Origin of the sequence: Bradyrhizobium australafricanum (assembly GCF_020329495.1) — a bacterium.
Classification (GTDB): Bacteria; Pseudomonadota; Alphaproteobacteria; order Rhizobiales; family Xanthobacteraceae; genus Bradyrhizobium; species Bradyrhizobium australafricanum.
The window spans coordinates 1-16,332 of sequence record NZ_JAGKJL010000028.1; the positions used below are offsets into that span (position 1 = coordinate 1).

The 16,332-nt window shown below is 65.5% G+C and carries 22 protein-coding genes; 8 read left to right on the forward strand and 14 right to left on the reverse strand.

Going from position 1 to position 16,332, the window contains the following annotated elements; translation table 11 throughout:
* Positions 1-314: transposase (locus tag J6525_RS23895; protein WP_376708553.1), on the forward strand; the 314-nt coding region annotated here is incomplete at its 5' end.
* Between the two features lie 17 nt (positions 315-331).
* Here the strand turns inward: J6525_RS23895 and lysA are convergent.
* From lysA to argH, 3 genes are all read right to left on the reverse strand, one after another.
* Positions 332-1,597: a diaminopimelate decarboxylase gene (gene lysA / locus J6525_RS23900; RefSeq protein ID WP_092080536.1), complete on the reverse strand. Its 1,266-nt coding sequence runs from the start codon at positions 1,595-1,597 to the stop codon at positions 332-334.
* A 16-nt stretch (positions 1,598-1,613) separates the two neighbouring features.
* Positions 1,614-1,883 (reverse strand): LPS translocon maturation chaperone LptM, encoded by a 270-nt coding sequence (gene lptM, locus J6525_RS23905; protein ID WP_057017758.1) that lies wholly within the window; start codon positions 1,881-1,883, stop codon positions 1,614-1,616.
* 92 nt (positions 1,884-1,975) lie between these two features.
* The gene (gene argH / locus J6525_RS23910; protein ID WP_225646539.1) at positions 1,976-3,373 is read right to left on the reverse strand and encodes an argininosuccinate lyase; all 1,398 of its coding nucleotides are present in this window, start codon (positions 3,371-3,373) and stop codon (positions 1,976-1,978) included.
* A 115-nt stretch (positions 3,374-3,488) separates the two neighbouring features.
* Here argH and tlpA point away from each other — a divergent pair, with 115 nt between their 5' ends.
* Positions 3,489-4,181: a thiol:disulfide interchange protein TlpA gene (gene tlpA, locus J6525_RS23915; protein WP_225646540.1), complete on the forward strand. Its 693-nt coding sequence runs from the start codon at positions 3,489-3,491 to the stop codon at positions 4,179-4,181.
* Here the strand turns inward: tlpA and J6525_RS23920 are convergent, their stop codons facing one another.
* The 3 genes from J6525_RS23920 to J6525_RS23930 all read right to left on the reverse strand — a co-directional run bounded on the left by J6525_RS23920 (position 4,182) and on the right by J6525_RS23930 (position 5,245).
* Complete coding sequence (locus J6525_RS23920) at positions 4,182-4,370, reverse strand: putative motility protein (protein ID WP_069280209.1); 189 nt, start codon at positions 4,368-4,370, stop codon at positions 4,182-4,184. It lies immediately after the preceding gene.
* 70 nt (positions 4,371-4,440) lie between these two features.
* A complete protein-coding gene (locus tag J6525_RS23925) occupies positions 4,441-4,659 on the reverse strand; it encodes a helix-turn-helix domain-containing protein (RefSeq protein WP_057017783.1) in 219 nt (72 codons plus the stop codon).
* Between the two features lie 10 nt (positions 4,660-4,669).
* Positions 4,670-5,245, reverse strand: coding sequence for a DUF2975 domain-containing protein (locus tag J6525_RS23930; RefSeq protein ID WP_225646541.1), 576 nt, complete (start codon positions 5,243-5,245; stop codon positions 4,670-4,672).
* 194 nt (positions 5,246-5,439) lie between these two features.
* Here J6525_RS23930 and J6525_RS23935 point away from each other — a divergent pair, with 194 nt between their 5' ends.
* Positions 5,440-5,697, forward strand: a complete 258-nt coding sequence (locus J6525_RS23935; protein ID WP_225646542.1) for a hypothetical protein — start codon at positions 5,440-5,442, stop codon at positions 5,695-5,697.
* 8 nt (positions 5,698-5,705) lie between these two features.
* Here J6525_RS23935 and J6525_RS23940 read toward each other — a convergent pair whose 3' ends face one another.
* Positions 5,706-6,557: a LysR substrate-binding domain-containing protein gene (locus tag J6525_RS23940; protein WP_376708554.1), complete on the reverse strand. Its 852-nt coding sequence runs from the start codon at positions 6,555-6,557 to the stop codon at positions 5,706-5,708.
* Between the two features lie 110 nt (positions 6,558-6,667).
* Between J6525_RS23940 and J6525_RS23945 the strand changes: the two genes are divergently transcribed.
* From J6525_RS23945 to J6525_RS46995, 3 genes are read left to right on the forward strand one after another with little or no spacing between them, the layout of a single operon-like run.
* Complete coding sequence (locus tag J6525_RS23945; protein WP_225646544.1) at positions 6,668-7,051, forward strand: tautomerase family protein; 384 nt, start codon at positions 6,668-6,670, stop codon at positions 7,049-7,051.
* Positions 7,048-8,259, forward strand: coding sequence for a pyridoxal phosphate-dependent aminotransferase (locus J6525_RS23950; RefSeq protein WP_225646545.1), 1,212 nt, complete (start codon positions 7,048-7,050; stop codon positions 8,257-8,259). Before J6525_RS23945 ends, J6525_RS23950 begins: the two co-directional genes overlap by 4 nt.
* Positions 8,256-8,381: a hypothetical protein gene (locus J6525_RS46995; RefSeq protein WP_283809492.1), complete on the forward strand. Its 126-nt coding sequence runs from the start codon at positions 8,256-8,258 to the stop codon at positions 8,379-8,381. Before J6525_RS23950 ends, J6525_RS46995 begins: the two co-directional genes overlap by 4 nt.
* 11 nt (positions 8,382-8,392) lie before the next feature.
* On the opposite strand, the gene J6525_RS23955 is transcribed toward J6525_RS46995, so the two are convergent.
* The 5 genes from J6525_RS23955 to J6525_RS23975 form a co-directional block, all read right to left on the reverse strand.
* On the reverse strand, positions 8,393-9,274 hold the full coding sequence (locus J6525_RS23955) for a 3-hydroxybutyryl-CoA dehydrogenase (RefSeq protein ID WP_076827506.1): 882 nt from the start codon (positions 9,272-9,274) through the stop codon (positions 8,393-8,395).
* 248 nt (positions 9,275-9,522) lie between these two features.
* Positions 9,523-10,473, reverse strand: a complete 951-nt coding sequence (locus J6525_RS23960; RefSeq protein ID WP_057017750.1) for an electron transfer flavoprotein subunit alpha/FixB family protein — start codon at positions 10,471-10,473, stop codon at positions 9,523-9,525.
* On the reverse strand, positions 10,473-11,222 hold the full coding sequence (locus tag J6525_RS23965; protein WP_225646546.1) for an electron transfer flavoprotein subunit beta/FixA family protein: 750 nt from the start codon (positions 11,220-11,222) through the stop codon (positions 10,473-10,475). The genes J6525_RS23960 and J6525_RS23965 overlap by 1 nt, the downstream gene beginning before the upstream one ends.
* 117 nt (positions 11,223-11,339) lie before the next feature.
* Entirely contained in the window at positions 11,340-11,912 is a 573-nt protein-coding gene (locus tag J6525_RS23970; RefSeq protein ID WP_225646547.1) for a cob(I)yrinic acid a,c-diamide adenosyltransferase, read from the reverse strand.
* A 77-nt stretch (positions 11,913-11,989) separates the two neighbouring features.
* Entirely contained in the window at positions 11,990-12,184 is a 195-nt protein-coding gene (locus J6525_RS23975; RefSeq protein ID WP_028340366.1) for a twin transmembrane helix small protein, read from the reverse strand.
* Between the two features lie 166 nt (positions 12,185-12,350).
* Here J6525_RS23975 and J6525_RS23980 point away from each other — a divergent pair, with 166 nt between their 5' ends.
* Positions 12,351-13,211, forward strand: coding sequence for a YihY/virulence factor BrkB family protein (locus J6525_RS23980; protein ID WP_370143883.1), 861 nt, complete (start codon positions 12,351-12,353; stop codon positions 13,209-13,211).
* On the opposite strand, the gene J6525_RS23985 is transcribed toward J6525_RS23980, so the two are convergent.
* Complete coding sequence (locus tag J6525_RS23985) at positions 13,138-14,484, reverse strand: ATP-binding protein (RefSeq protein WP_225646548.1); 1,347 nt, start codon at positions 14,482-14,484, stop codon at positions 13,138-13,140. The two genes, J6525_RS23980 and J6525_RS23985, sit on opposite strands and share 74 nt — an antisense overlap.
* A gap of 127 nt (positions 14,485-14,611) precedes the next feature.
* Positions 14,612-15,481, reverse strand: coding sequence for a tRNA glutamyl-Q(34) synthetase GluQRS (gene gluQRS, locus J6525_RS23990; RefSeq protein ID WP_225646549.1), 870 nt, complete (start codon positions 15,479-15,481; stop codon positions 14,612-14,614).
* A 133-nt stretch (positions 15,482-15,614) separates the two neighbouring features.
* Here gluQRS and J6525_RS23995 point away from each other — a divergent pair, with 133 nt between their 5' ends.
* Positions 15,615-16,268, forward strand: a complete 654-nt coding sequence (locus tag J6525_RS23995) for a DNA-3-methyladenine glycosylase family protein (protein ID WP_225646614.1) — start codon at positions 15,615-15,617, stop codon at positions 16,266-16,268.
* The last annotated feature ends 64 nt before the right edge of the window (positions 16,269-16,332 follow it).

Consider the following 16,332-nt stretch of genomic DNA (forward strand, 5'->3'; position numbering starts at 1 on the left):
CCTTCGACAACGGCACCGAGTTCGCCGGTCACCTGGCGCTGCACCGCCTCTCGATCGCGACCTTCTTCTGCGATCCCCATGCCCTCTGGCAGAAGGGTGGCATCGAGAACGCCATCGGCAGGATGCGCCGCTTTATTCCCCGCAAGACGGATCTCGTAACCCTCTCGACCGCCAGATTCCGCCAGTTCATCGCCGCCTACAACAACACCCCGCGCAAATGCCTTGACTACCACACGCCCGCCGAGTCCTTTGCTCAAGTGTTGCACTTCGAATGTGAATCCACCTCCCGGCTTTCGCCAGGACGACACCATTGATGCGGCACGCCAGTGCCTCACAGCCACGGCGCGGGCTTGTCCATCGCGATCAGGGCGTCGACGTCGATGCGCGGGCGGACCACGGCGTACTGGTCGTCCTTGACCAGCACTTCGGGCACCAGAGGCCGCGTGTTGTAGGTGCCGGACTGCACCGCGCCGTAGGCCCCGGCGGTCATGATCGCCAGGAGATCGCCGGCATTCGGCTGCGGCAGCGAGCGGTCGAGCGCGAGATAGTCGCCGGTCTCGCAGACCGGGCCGACCACATCCGCGACCATGGTCGGGGTGCCGGGCGCAGGCTGGCGCACCGGCAGAATGTCGTGATGCGCTTCATACAGGGTCGGCCGGATCAGGTCGTTCATCGCGGCGTCGATGATGACGAAGTTCTTGGCATCGCCCGGCTTCACATGGATCACGCGGGTGACGAGGATGCCGGCATTGCCGACGATCATGCGGCCCGGCTCGAACATCAGCGTGCAGCCGAGATTGTGCGTGACGCGCTTGACCATCGCCGCATAGGCGTCCGGCGCCGGCGGCGCGGCGCGATCCATGTAATAGGGGATGCCGAGGCCGCCGCCGAAATCGATATGCGAGATGTCGTGGCCGTCGGCGCGCAGCGTCTGCACGAATTCGGCGAGCAGCCGGAAAGCGACCTCCAGCGGGCCGAGATCGGTGATCTGGCTGCCGATATGCACGTCGGTGCCGGTGACCTTGATGCCCGGCAGCTTTGCCGCGCGGGCATAGACCTCGCGGGCGCGCGCGATCGGAATGCCGAACTTGTTCTCGGACTTGCCGGTCGAGATCTTGGCATGGGTGCCGGCATCGACATCGGGGTTGACCCGCACCGAGATGCGGGCCGTCTTCTTCATCTCGACCGCGAGACGCGACAGCATCTCGAGTTCCGGCTCGGACTCGATATTGATGCAGAGGATGTCGGTGGCAAGCGCGGCGCGCAGCTCGCCCTCGGTCTTGCCGACCCCGGAGAACACGATCTTCGACGGCGGAATCCCGGCCGCCAGCGCTCGCTTCAACTCGCCGCCGGACACCACGTCGGCGCCGGCGCCGAGCTTGGCCAGCGTGCGCAGCACCGACTGGTTGGAGTTCGCCTTCATGGCGTAGCAGACCAGCGCCTTCTCGCCGGCGAAGGCTTCGGTGAAGACGCGGTAGTGGCGCTCCAGCGTCGCGGTCGAATAGCAATAGAACGGCGTGCCGACGGCCTCCGCCAGCTCAATGAGATTGACCGCCTCGGCATGCAGCACGCCGTTGCGATAGTCGAAATGGTTCATGACACGCTTTTAAATACTAATTGCCAAGCAGCGGATCGAGGAGGAAGGGCCGTTTATTGCCTCGCGGCGCGGCCGGCGCGGCCTCCGAGCCATAGGTCGGATTGAACACGCTGGGCTGCGCCGCCCGCTCGCTCTCGGTGTCGCTCGGTGCCGCGCCCGGCGCGACGTTCGCGGTCGGCGGCAGGTCGAGCGGTCCCTTGCGGCCGCAGCCGCCGAGCGCCAGCGCTGATACGCCCAGCACAATGATGGCCCATCCCGAGGGGGTCAGGCGGTTCTTGCTAATCACGACGAATTCCCCAATTCGGGCGGCACCATACAAACATTGGCGTGCTCTGGCGAGAGGCGGAGCGCCGTGAAATCACGGCCAAATTTTCCGGTTCAGCCCAATTTTCGCTCTTTTTCCAGCCGCTTGGCCCAGGCCTTGGCCTGCACCATCACATTCTTCGGCGCCGTGCCGCCAAACGAGGTCCGGCTCTGCACCGAGGATTCGACGCTGAGCACCTTCAGCGCGTCGGCCGTGATCTTCGGCTCGACCTCCTGCATGGCCTTGAGCGGCAGCTCGTGCAGCGCCACACCCTGCTTCGAGGCCAGGCCGACGATGCGCCCGGTAACGTGGTGGGCGTCACGGAACGGCATTTTCAGGGTGCGGACCAGCCAGTCGGCGAGGTCGGTCGCGGTGGCATAGCCCTCGCCGGCGGCGGCCTTCATCCTGGCCTCGTCCGGCACCAGGTCCTCGACCATGCCTGTCATGGCGCGAATTGCCAGTGACAGCGCCTCGAAAGCCTCCATCGCGCCCTGCTTGTCCTCCTGCATGTCCTTTTGATAGGCGAGCGGCAGGCCCTTCATCACGATCAGCAGCGCGGTGAGCGCGCCGATCACGCGGCCGGTCTTGGCACGCACCAGCTCGGCCGCGTCCGGATTGCGCTTCTGCGGCATGATCGACGAGCCGGTGGTGAACTTGTCGCTGAGCTTGACGAGGCCGACCAAGGGCGAGGTCCAGATCACGATCTCCTCGGCGAAGCGCGACATATGCACTGCGCAGATCGCGGCCGCCGACAGCGTCTCCAGCACGAAATCGCGGTCGGACACCGCGTCGAGCGAATTGGCCATCGGACGGTCGAAGCCGAGCGCCTTCGCGGTCGCGGCGCGGTCGATCGGAAACGAGGTGCCGGCGAGTGCGGCCGCTCCCAGCGGCGATTCGTTCAGCCGCTTGCGCGCGTCGGCGAAGCGGCCGCGGTCGCGGCCGGCCATCTCGACATAGGCCAGGAGATGATGACCGAAGGTCACGGGCTGCGCGGTCTGCAGATGGGTGAAGCCCGGCATCACAGTGCCGGCATGCTCCAGCGCGCGGGCGACCAGCGCCTGCTGGAACGCGGCCAGCGCCGCATTGGTCTCATCGATGGTGTCGCGGACATAGAGCCGGAAATCGGTCGCGACCTGGTCGTTGCGGGAGCGCGCAGTGTGCAGCCGGCCCGCCGCGGGCCCGATCAGCTCGGACAACCGCGACTCGACATTCATATGAATGTCCTCGAGCGCGCGCTTGAAATCGAAATCGCCCTTGCCGATCTCTGACAAAATCGTGTCTAGACCTTTGCCGATATTTTTCGCATCAGCGGACGTGATGATGCCCTGCGCGGCGAGCATCGCGGCGTGGGCCTTGGACGCGGCAATGTCCTGGGCATAAAGGTGACGATCGACGTCGATGGAGACGTTGATTTCCTCCATGATCGCGTCGGGACGTTCGGAGAACCGGCCGCCCCACATCTTGTTGCTCATGACATCTCGCTCACGAATTTGTATTTCAGCCTTGCGGTTTCATGGCCGGAGGCGGCGAAACAGCACCGCAGTTCCGATCGTATTCCCGGCACTGCTTAGCCACATCTGACCCAGGATGACAAACGATATGCCCGAGACGACCCCACCCAATCCGACCGCCAGGCCGACCGCCAAGTGGCGTATCCCACTGGTGATCGGCGCCGTGCTGGCCGGGGCCGTGATCGGCTATGTCGGGGTCTCCAGCCTCAAGCATCCCGCTGGCGGCGATATCGCCTGCAACAGCGCGGTGGCTCTTGCGAAGAAGATCGCCCCGCTTGCCCATGGCGAGGTCGCGGCGCTGACCATGGCGACCACCCCCTTGATGCTGCCCGACCTCACCTTCGAGGATGCCAACGGCCAGCCGAAGAAGCTCTCGGACTGGCGCGGCAAGACCGTGCTGGTCAATTTGTGGGCGACCTGGTGCGTGCCCTGCCGCAAGGAAATGCCGGCGCTCGACAGCCTGCAGACCAAGCTCGGCGGCAAGGATTTCGAGGTGGTCGCGATCAACATCGACACCCGCGACCCGGACAAGCCGAAAAACTTCCTGAAAGAGGCCAATCTGACCAGTCTCGGCTATTTTTCGGATCAGAAAGCCAAGGTTTTTCAGGATCTTAAGAACATAGGCAAGGCGCTGGGCATGCCGACCTCGGTGCTGGTCGACGGCAACGGCTGCGAGATCGCCAATATCGCCGGTCCCGCCGAATGGGCCAGCGACGACGCGATCAAGCTGTTAAAGGCCGCGCTGCAGCCAGCCGCAGCCGGGTTCTGATCAGGCGACGGCGTTGAGGTTGTCGCCGATGCCCGGCGACAAATTCGCGGTGGAGGGCGTGCCGAGCAGGGTCTGAACCGCGAACTTCTCGGCGTCGAGGTTCTGCTTGGTCACGCGGGTTGCGATCTCACCCTGCAGATTACCCTGCTGCATCGACAGGATGCTGGTGACCATGCTCATCATGTCCATACGCGGCACTCCCAAAACTGGGGTTTGAGGTAACGCGCGAAAGTTAATGCTTGGGTAATCGATGGCCGCGTCAGGCTGACGCATCGTCCGCTTCATGGCGCAAGAGGTCCCCGGGCTGGCACTTCAGATAGGTGCAGATCCGCTCCAGCGTATCGAACCTGACGCCCTTCACCTTGCCCTGCTTGAGCAGGGACAGGTTGGCCTCGGTGATCCCGACATATTCGGCAAGCTCCTTCGATTTCACGTTGCGCTCGGCGAGCATCACATTCAGCCTGACCCGGATCGGCATCGCGAATGCCTCAGACGAATTGCGCGTGCTCATCGGCGATCGCATTGGCCTCGGCCATCACCCAGGCCGTGACCGCGACCAGGCCGGCGAACAGCAACGCGAGCAGCGTGTCGGACCCGAACGCGACGACGATGGATTTGCCCTGCGCGTAGGTTTGCCAGCTCAGCAGGATCGAGAGCAGCGCGCCGATCAACGGCTTGAGCAAGGTCGAAACCAGCATCGCGATCGCTAGGTCGCGCAACCTCGCCACGTTGTCGGCCGTGAAGAAGCGCCCCTGCGCGAACGCATTGAAGCAGCCGCGCACGCGCGACAATCCCCAGATCAGACCGGCGAGCGGCAACGCCGAGACCGCGAGGCCCATCAGCCGCACCAGCCAGCCGACAGGATGGAACGCGATGCCGGTCAGCCCGGCGTCGCGCAGGATCGCTTGATCCGGGCTCGCCACCCAATAGGCCAGCAATCCAACGGCAAGCAGTAGCGAAATGCCGGTGCAGGCGTAGACGAGCACGCGGCTGACCGCGCGGATGCGTTCGAGGCGCGCTGGCCCTGCGGATCGGGAAAGCTCTGACGAGAGGGACGCGGACATGCTCGACCTTGATGGTTGTTGACCTGATATTATTGCTTTACGATAATTAATATCTGCAAGTCAATACATCGAAAGGCCAATTCATGCTGAACCGCCCGAGCCGCGTCATCTGCGCCCTCCTCTCATTGACGACAGCCGCGCACGCTCAACCCTCGACATCGCGTGGGCAAATCTCCGTCGCGCAAGTCAGGGCCATGCTGGATCAGGCCGCCACCAATCCGACCGCGCGGCAGGCCCTGACGGCCTATCTGGCCGGCGCCGGCGAAACCGCCGGCTGGCTGCTCGATGCAGCGCACGGCGTGCCACCCTGCGCCCGACGGCTGACGTTCGACGCCCAGCAGGCCCGTGACGCGATCGCCGGCGCGGCGACCACCGCAGCGACCGAGACACCGGCAACGCCGCTGATCATCCGCGACATGCTCAAGCGCGCCGGCTGCCGTCTGACAGAATGAACAGCCGCTCAGGCCGTGTTCGCCGCGAAGGCCGCGCCGAGGGTGCGCAGCGCCTGCCGCGTCCGCGCATCGGACAGTTTTGAGTGAAGCATGACGTCGCGGGACGGCAACGGCGGCAGGCCAAGCTTTGGCCCGAGGTCGACGGTATCCGCGGGCGCGACGCGGCGCGCCAGCGCCGCGACCGCAAGGCCTGCGGAGATCGCAGCTCCGATCGTCGACAGCCCGCCGCCGACGAACGCCTCGGTCCAGGCGATGCCGGCGGCGTCGAGCGCTTCAACCGCCATGGCACGCACGCTGCACGGCTCGGCTTGCGTCGCGAGGCGCAACGGCTCGCCCGGCCGATGGTGAAAATCAGGCGCGGCCATCCAGCCGAACGCTTCCTCGAACAGCACGTCGCCATCGCGGCGCTTGGCGTCGTGGCGAAGCACGATCGCAGCATCGAGCTTGCCGTCGTCGAACGCGCTGAGCACCGAACGCGACGTGTCGACGTGCAGCTGGATCACCAGCCCGGGATCGGTGCTGTTCATCCGCTTCAGCAGCGAGGCGAGCTCCGATCCGACGATGTGGTGGCTGATGCCGACGACCAGCCGCCGATGCTCGACGGCAAACGAGCTGATCGCCGATTGATGCGCGGCCACCAGATTGCGCGCGGCGCCGAGGAAGGCGGCACCTTCAGCTGACAGCCGAACCAGCCGCGGCGTTCGCTCCAGCAACCGTCGGCCGAGGCCGTCTTCCAGACGCCTGATCTTCAGGCTGACCGCGGACTGCGTGGTCTCCATCGCCTGCGCCGCGCGCGTGAAGCTGCTCAGATCCGCCACCAGGACGAAGGCCTGGACCGCCTCGACGTCGAGTGCCTTCATGGTCATTCATTTAAATATGAAATCATTGAAATGCATTACCTTACCGTTTTTCAATGAGCAAGGAGCCCCTAGGATCGGCGGCACGTCACACCACCAGGAGAGCCACCATCATGCCGCTGACCCGCGTTTCATTGCGACGGGGCAAGCCCGCCGCCCACCGCAAGGCCGTTCTCGAAAGCCTTTATCGCGCCATGCGCGAGACCTTCGACGTGCCCGAAGGCGATCGCTTCATGACGATCTCCGAGCACGATGACAGCGATTTCGTCTATGGCGCCGACTATCTCGGCATCAGGCGCAGCGATGATCTGATCATCATCCAGATTACTGTCAGCAATACGCGCCCGGTGGCGCAGAAGCAGAAGCTCTATCGACGGATCGCCGAACGGCTGACCGAAAGCCCCGGCCTGCGCGCCGAGGACATCTTCATCAACCTTGTCGAGGTGCTTCCCGAGAACTGGTCGTTCGGCAACGGTGAGGCGCAATACGTCCGATGACCGCTGCACCGACCCTCTCGCCGCGCATGAGCGGCATCAAGGCATCGCCCGCATCGGTGCTGCGGCGCCGCGCCCGCGAACTGCGCGCCGCCGGGCGCGACGTCATCGAGCTGTCGTCGGGCAATCTCGACTTCCCGACACCGGAGCATGTGATCGCGGCGGCGCATGAAGCGGCATTGCGCGGCGAGACCCGTTACACCGATGTCGACGGCACGCCGGAGCTGAAGCGGGCGGTGCAGGCCGCGCTGCTGCGCGACCATCATCTCGACTATGGTCTGGACGAGATCGTCATCACCAACGGCTCGACGCAGGCGCTGTTCAACGCGCTGCTGGCGACCCTGGCGCCCGACGACAAGGTGATCATCCCCGCGCCGTATTGGGCGCCCTATCTCGATCAGGTGCGGCTGGCCGGCGCGGCGCCGGTGGTGGTGCCGTGTGCGCAGAACAACGGCTTCAGGCTGCGCGCGGAGGATTTGCAGGCGGCGATCTCGGCGCGAACCCGCTGGATCATCGTCAACAATCCGGTCAACCCATCCGGCGCGCTGTATTCGCGTGAGGATCTGTCCGAGATCGCCGCGGTCCTGCTGCGGCATCCGGACATCTGGGTGCTGGCCGACGGGCTCTACGAGCACATTGTGTTCAATGGCGCGCCCGCGCCGACGCTTGCGGAAATCGAGCCGCGCCTCAAGCCGCGGACGCTGACCGTCAGCGGCCTCGCCAAGAGCTACGCCATGATGGGATGGCGCATCGGTTATGCCGCCGGACCCGCGGCGCTGATCCGCGAGATAATCACGATCCAGTCGCAGACCACGTCCGGCGCATCGTCGATCAGCCAGGCCGCGGCGGTTGCCGCGCTCGACGGCGCGCAGGATGTGCTGCTCGAGCGTGCCGCCATCCTTCGCGCCAAGCGTGACCGCTTTGCCGAACTCGTGAACGAATGCGCCGGGCTCTCCTGCACGCCGCCTGAGGGCACGTTCTATCTGCTGGTCAGCTGCGCCGGCGTGATCGGAAAGCGCGCGCCCGACGGCAGAGTGATCCGGACCGACCGCGATTTCTCGGCCTATCTGCTCGAGGCGGCCGATGTGGTGGTGTTTCCCGGCGAAGATCTCGGGCTGTCGCCCTATATCCGCCTCAGCTTCGCCAACCCGTCACAGACCATCGAGGAGGCCGCAAGGCGGCTGAAGCGCGCCTGCGCGGCGCTGCAATGACGTCTCACGCGCAGAGCCAGCGCCTTGCGCTGACCGCGCATCTGCTCGGACTTGGAACGGGTGTGACGATGATTATCGGTCTGGTGCCCGCGGCGCTTGCGCTGCTGCGGACACTGATCTGAAGACGCGACGATTACCGCGTCGGGATCGGCTTGTCGCCGCGATAGTCGTAGAAGCCGCGCTGGCTCTTGCGTCCGAGCCAACCGGCCTCGACATACTTCACCAGCAGCGGACACGGCCGGTACTTGGAGTCGGCCAGCCCCTCGTGCAGCACCTGCATGATCGACAGACAGGTGTCGAGGCCGATGAAATCGGCGAGCTCGAGCGGGCCCATCGGATGGTGCGCGCCGAGCTTCATCGCGGCATCGATCGCCTCGACGTTACCGACGCCTTCATACAGCGTGTAGATCGCCTCGTTGATCATCGGCAACAGGATGCGGTTGACGATGAAGGCGGGGAAATCTTCCGACACCGCGACCTGTTTGCCGAGCTTGGCGACGAACGCCTTGGCGGTGTCGAAGGTCATGTCGTCGGTGGCGATGCCGCGGATCAACTCGACCAGTTCCATCGCCGGCACCGGATTCATGAAATGAATGCCGATGAACTTCTCCGGGCGGTCGGTCGAGGCGGCGAGCCTTGTGATCGAGATCGACGACGAGTTGGTCGCGACGATCGCCTCCGGCTTCAGTACCGCACAGACCTCGTGGAAGATCTTGCGCTTGGTCTCTTCCTTCTCGATCGCGGTCTCGATCACGAGATCGCAATCGGCGAGCGCGTCGAGCGACTCGGCGGAGGCGATGCGGTCGAGCGCCTGCTTGCGGTCGCTCTCGCTGATCGCCTTCTTCGCGACCTGCCGGGTCAGATTGCCGTTGATGGTCGCCAGCGCCGACTTCAGCCGGTCGCCGGACACGTCATTGAGCACCACGTCGAAGCCGGCCAGCGCCGCCACATGGGCAATCCCATTGCCCATCTGGCCCGAACCGATCACGCCGACCTTTTTGATTGCCACCGTCATCTTGTCATCCACCGGAACGGCGCGCACATCGCGCCTGCCCAATTCCAACGATACCCGAAGTAAAGCCTTCCGGGTTGCCCAATCCGCCGGAAAACGTTTCCCGGGACCATGATGTGATGACAGGTCATCATACCCGGGTCCCATTTTCCCCCGTCGAGCATGATCCTTTCGGAAAAACGTTTCCGGATCATTGCCTCGAAAATAATAACACCGGCCGGAGCTTACCCACCCGGCCGGTGTCTTGTCGCTTACTTTCCGAGCTTGCCGAGCGCTTCGGTGAGCTCCGGAACCGCCTGGTAGAGGTCGGCGACCAGGCCGTAATCGGCGACCTGGAAGATCGGCGCGTCCTCATCCTTGTTGATGGCGACGATCACCTTGGAGTCCTTCATGCCGGCCAGATGCTGGATCGCGCCGGAGATGCCGACCGCGACATAAAGTTCCGGAGCCACCACCTTGCCGGTCTGGCCGACCTGCCAGTCGTTCGGCGCATAGCCGGCATCGACCGCGGCGCGCGAGGCGCCGACGCCGGCGCCGAGCTTGTCGGCGAGCGGCTCGATGTACTTGGCGAAGTTCTCGCGGCTCTGCATGGCGCGGCCGCCCGAGACGATGATCTTGGCCGAGGTCAGCTCGGGACGGTCGCTCTTGGCGACTTCCTCGCCGACGAACGTCGACAGGCCGGGATCGGCGGCCGCAGCGGCGTTATCGATCGCAGCGCTGCCGCCTTCGCCGGCGGCGGCGAAGGTCGAGGTGCGCACCGTGATCACCTTCTTGGCGTCCTTCGACTTCACGGTCTGGATCGCGTTGCCGGCATAGATCGGCCGCTCGAAGGTGTCGGGGGCGACGACCTTGATGATCTCGGAGACCTGCATGACGTCGAGCAAGGCCGCGACGCGCGGCATCACATTCTTGAAGCGCGAGGTCGCGGGCGCGACGAACGCGTCATAGCCAGGAGCCAGCGCGACGATCAGCGCGGCCAGCGGCTCGGCAAGGTCGTGCTCATAGGCGGGGCCTTCGGCCACCAGCACCTTGGTGACGCCGGCAAGCTTGGCGGCTGCTTCCGCCGCCGCCTTGGTGCCCTGGCCGCCACCGGCAACCAGCACATGGACGTCGCCGCCGAGCTGGCTCGCCGCGGTCAGCGCCTTGTTGGTCGCGTCCTTCAGCGTCTCGTGGTCGTGTTCAGCAATCAACAGCGTCGTCATCAGAGAACCCCGGCTTCGGTCTTGAGCTTGTTCACGAGTTCGGCGACGTCCTTGACCTTGACGCCCGCCTTGCGGCCTGCCGGTTCCGCGGTCTTCAGCACTTCCAGACGCGGCGTCACATCGACGCCGTAGTCGGCGACGCTCTTGTCGTCGATCGGCTTCTTCTTCGCCTTCATGATGTTGGGCAGCGATGCATAGCGCGGCTCGTTGAGGCGGAGGTCGGTGGTGACGATCGCCGGGCCCTTGAGCTTGATGGTCTGCAGGCCGCCGTCGACTTCGCGGGTGACCTTGAAGTCGAATCCTTCGACTTCGAGCTTGGAAGCGAAGGTCGCCTGCGACCAGCCGAGCAGCGCAGCCAGCATCTGGCCGGTCTGGTTCGAGTCGTCGTCGATCGCCTGCTTGCCGAGAATGACGAGGCCGGGCTGCTCCGCTTCAACCACCGCCTTCAGGATCTTGGCAACCGCGAGCGGCTCGACATTGCCTTCGGCCTTGACCAGGACTCCGCGGTCGGCGCCCATCGCCAGTCCGGTGCGAATGGTCTCGGAGGCCTGCGCGGGTCCGATCGACACCACCACCACTTCGGTCGCCTTGCCGGCTTCCTTCAGCCGCAGCGCTTCCTCGACGGCGATTTCGTCGAACGGGTTCATCGACATCTTGACGTTGGCGAGCTCCACGCCCGTCCCGTCACTCTTGACGCGGACCTTGACGTTGTAGTCGACGACCCGCTTTACCGGCACAAGAACCTTCATCGATCCTCTTTCGCTTTGATTTTATGGGTTTCGGTTGGCTGGCGCGGAACCTAAAGGTCCCGTTTCTCCCGGTCAACGCGCCAAAGCCAAAAAACCGTCCCCCGGTTTTGAACCAGTTTAGCGGTTCTGGCCCGGCACCCACAACACGTCTCCCGCTCCCTTACTGTTCTGGAAGCGGCTGGCAACGAACAGGAAATCCGACAGGCGGTTCATATACTGGATGCCAGCCTGATTGACCGGCTCATCGGGTTGGGCGGCGAGTTCCACCATCAACCGTTCCGCGCGGCGACATATCGTCCGGGCGAGATGCAGATAGGCAGAAGCAGGCGTGCCGCCGGGCAGCACGAACGAGGTCAGCGGCGCGAGCTGGTCGTTCAGGCTGTCGATATCGCGCTCGAGCCGCTCGACCTGGCTTGCCAGCATCCGCAGACGCTCGGCCTTGCCCTCGCGCTCGGGCACCGCGAGGTCGGCGCCGAGATCGAACAGATCGTTCTGGATCCGGCCCAGCATCGCATCGACCTCGGGGCTGCCGGCAAGATGCAGCCGCACCACGCCGATCGCGGCATTGGTCTCGTCGACCGTGCCATAGGCGGCAATGCGCAGATCGTATTTCGGCCGCCGCTCGCCGGAGCCGAGCGCGGTGGTGCCGTCATCGCCGGTGCGCGTGTAGATCCGATTGAGAACAACCATGGCAGGCTCCGGTTCGATGTTCGAGTCCACCACTCCGATCGGGAGAGGTGGAGAATAGCCCGACAAATCTACCTCACCTAACGCCCCATCGCCCAGACCGCGAGCATTGCGATGACGATGGCGACGAACTGCAGCAGCACGCGCAGCCGCATCAGCTTTTGCGACGTGTTCGGCGAGCCCCCCTTCATCATGTTGATGAGGCCGAGCAGGAGCACCAGCGCGACGGCGCCGACGGCGATGGGAAGAATGATCGTGCTGAGGAGAGATGTCATTTGCGGTACATAACACCGCAGGACGCGAACTTCCACACAGCCCGGCCATGCAACCAACTGGCTTTTCAGCGCGTAATATCAGATGCTGGGTCCGTTCTCGGGCCGAGCGGTTTTCGACAATGCCGGGTGGAATGTGAAGCAGCTTCGTTACGTCACCCACGTCGTGATGGATGCCTTTTACACGTTCCTCGCCGACGACGGCTGGGCGATCGCCAGCCACATCGCGCTGTCGACGCTGATGGCGCTGTTTCCGTTCCTGATCGTGCTGACCTCGGTGGCCGGCTTCTTCGGCTCCAAGCAGCTCGCCGACCAGGCGGTCGGGCTGATGCTGCAGGTCTGGCCGCAGCAGGTCGCCGAGGCGCTGTCCGGCCAGATCCACGACGTGCTGACCAACACCCGCGGCGACATCCTAACCATCGGCGCGGTGCTCGCGGTCTACTTCGCCTCCAACGGCGTCGAGGCGCTGCGGGTGGCGCTGAACCGCGCCTATGCCGTGATCGAGCCGCGGCGCTGGTACTGGCTGCGGCTGGAGTCGATCGGCTACACGCTGGTCGCGGCGTTCACCTCGCTCGCGATGGCTTTCCTGATCGTGCTCGGACCGCTGATCATCGAGGCGGCGCGGCGCTATATCCCGTTCTTCGTCGAATCGAACGAGAGCCTGCTCAACACCGCCCGTTACGGCGTCACGATCCTGGCGCTGGTCGTCGCGCTTTTCATCCTGCACGCCTGGCTGCCGGCGGGCCGTCGCAGCTTCACGCAAATCCTGCCCGGCATCATCTTCACCATGGTGGCCTCGCTGCTCTCGGGCATCGGCTTCGGCATGTACCTCGCACGCTTCGCCAACAACTACGTCACGATGTATGCGGGGCTGGCCTCGGTGGTGATCGCACTGGTGTTCCTCTATTTCATCGCCGCGATCTTCGTGTTCGGCGGCGAGTTGAACGCGGCGATCATCAAGTCGCGGCTGCCGCACGGCGTGTCGCTTCATGCAGCGCAGTCGCGAGCGCCCGCGGGGACACAGGCTTGACCAGGAAGCCGTCTGCGCCGGCAGCGCGCGCCGCGGCTTCGTCCTCGGCCCGGCCGGAAATCCCGATAATCATGATGCGACCGTGCGGCGGCGGCAGCGCGCGGATGCGCTTGATTGCCTCGATGCCGCCGATGCCGGGCAGCACCATGTCCATCAGCACGGCGTCGAAGGCGCCCTGCACGAGCCGGTCGGGCGCGGCCTCGCCCTGACCGACGAATTCGGCGTGGTGGCCGAGCTCGGTCAGGATCGTGTTGAGCACGACGCGGCCGAACGGATTGTCCTCGACACTGAGCAGCCGCAGCCCTTGCGATAGCAGCGCCGCCGCGCTCTCGCCGGAGGCGGTGCCGGCTGGCCCTTCGGCGGGCGCCAGTTCCACCTTGAGCGTGAAGGTGGTGCCCCCGCCGGCGCGCCGGTCCGCGACGATGTCGCCGCCCATGGCGCGCGCGAGCTGCCTGACGGACGACAGGCCGAGCCCGGCGCCGCCGAACCGCGCGGCGATCGAGACGTTGGCCTGTGAGAACGGCCGGAACAGGCGCTTGACCTCCGATAGCGACAGGCCGATGCCGCTGTCGGAGATCGCGAACGCGACGCCGATCTTGTCGCCGGACCTTGCCTTTGCCGCGCCCACCGGCGCAATACGCAGCTCGATGCTGCCCTGCTCGGTGAACTTCACCGCGTTGTCGATCAGATTTTCCAGCGCCGCGCGCAGACGGACGGGATCGCCGACCGCGAAGGCAGGCAGCTGGTCGGAGACCTCGACGGAAGCCTGCAGCCCCTTGGCTGCCGCGCGGCCGGCCAGCGAATCGGCTGCGTGGCGCGCCAGCGTGCGCAGGTCGAAGAAATCCTGCCGGATCTCGAGCCCCGGCCCCTCGCTCCGGGCGGCGTCGACGAACAGGGTCGCAAGGCTCGCCAGATGTTCGGCGCCGGCCTTGATGGTGTCGACCCAGCGCCGCTCGCGCTCGCCGAGATCGGATGTCGCGAGCAAATTGCTGATCGCGAGGATTCCGGTGAGCGGCGTCCGCACCTCATGGGCAAAGGCGGCGAGCGCGGTATCGACCGTGCCGGGACCGGCCTTCGGGGCCGGCTTGGGCACGGCCCGCTTGCGGCGCGGCCTGGCCGCCACCTTGGCGGCGCGGGCCTTGGCAGTTCGTGTCTTCGCAGTCGGTGTCTTGGCAGTCCGTGTCTTGGCAGCACGCGTTTTAGCGGCGCGTGTCTTCGGCGGCGTCCCTTTGGATGGCCGCTTGCTGCGCCGTGCGCGCGATTTTGACGCCATGGTCTCCGTGATCCCCGCCCCGGTCAACAACATGGCATGCCAGGCGGGCCGGAGTCACGGCGGCGTTTGCGGCGCGCCCGCGCAAAGCGCCATGATGCGATCAAATGGCCAAAATCTACTGCAAGATCTACGGCAAGCCGACCAAGCGGCGGATATCGGCCGGGCTCGCCCCAGCCGCCCGCAATTCGCGCAGTCCGGTCGCCTGGGTCGATTTCGACAGCTTTTGGCCGGCTGCGTCTCGGATCAGCCGGTGGTGCCGGTAGTTTGGCACGGGCAGGCCGAGCAGTTCCTGTAACAGCCGATGCACGCCGGTCGACCAGAACAGGTCAACGCCCCTGACGACATCGGTAACGCCCTGCAGGGCGTCATCGATCACGACCGAGAGATGGTAGCTGGTTGGGGTCTCCTTGCGCGCCAGGATCACGTCGCCCCAGGCCTCAGGCCGGGCCACGACGTCTCCGCTCTCGCCAGCCGGCCCCTCGCCCGCTTCCTGCCAGCGCAGGTCGCCGGCACGCGCGCGGGCTGAGGCCATGTCGAGCCGCAACGCGAACGGCACGCCCTGCCCGATCAGCCGGTCGCGCGCCGCGGCCGACAGCGATTTGGCTAGCCCCGGATAAAGCGGCGCGCCGTCCGGATCGCGCGGCCACGCGCCCCCGGCCTCGCGCTCCGCGACCAGCCGCGCGATCTCGGCCCGGCTTTCGAAGCTCGGGTAGACCAGCCGCTGGGCCGACAGGCGGTCGAGCGCCGCGCCATAGGCGCCGAAATGCTCGGACTGCCGCCGCACCGGGGTCTCCCAGGCGATGCCGAGCCAGGCCAGATCCTCATAAATCGCCTGCTCGAATTCCGGCCGGCAGCGCGTCGCGTCGATGTCCTCGATCCGCAGCAGCAGGCGTCCGCCCGACTGCCGCGCGAGGTCGTGGTTGAGCAGCGCCGAATAGGCGTGGCCGAGATGCAGGTAGCCGTTCGGACTCGGCGCGAAGCGGAAAACGGGTGGCATGGTGATCGGTCACGCGTCATTGCCGGACTTGCCCCGGCGACTCTGGTTCATGCGCCCGGACAAGACTCTGTTACGATAGGAGATCGATGCGCGGGTCAAGCCCGCGCCTGACAAGCCGATGCAGACCCCGCAAATGCTGATTCACCTCGAAACCCAGGCCGACCTCGAAGACGCGATCCAAAAGCTGGTCGAGCAGGACCGCCGCCTGCGCCCGATCCTGGAGCTGACCGGCATGCCGGCGATCCGGCAGCGCGAGCCCGGATTTGCCGGGCTTGCCGCGATCATCTGCGGCCAGCAGCTCTCGACCGCGAGTGCGGCGGCGATCTGGGGGCGCGTCAGCACGGCGTTCGACCCGTTCCACCATGACGCGATCCGCAAGGCGCGGGCCGACCGGCTCGGCCGGCTCGGGCTGTCGGCGGCCAAGATCAAGACGCTGAAGCACATCGCGCGCGAGCTCGCCGAGGAGCGGCTGAACCTCGACGTCCTTGCCAATGAGGAGGCCGATGCGGCGCACAACACGCTGACGGCGCTGCCCGGGATCGGCCCGTGGACCGCCGATGTCTATCTGCTGTTCTGCCTCGGCCATGGCGATGCCTGGCCCGCGGGCGACCTTGCCGTGCAGGAAGCGGTCAAGGTCGGGCTCGGCTTAAGGGAAAGGCCGACGCCGAAGCAGATGGCGCCGCTTGCGGAGCCGTGGCGTCCGCTGCGCGGCGCCGCAGCGCATCTGTGGTGGGCGTATTATCGCGTGCTCAGAAATCGCGAGGGCGTGATCGCCGGTGCAAAGTAGTCGTGGAGAAAAACACACCAACTGCGTGATCGCGTGATATAGAATCAGCAGACATATAGTTTTT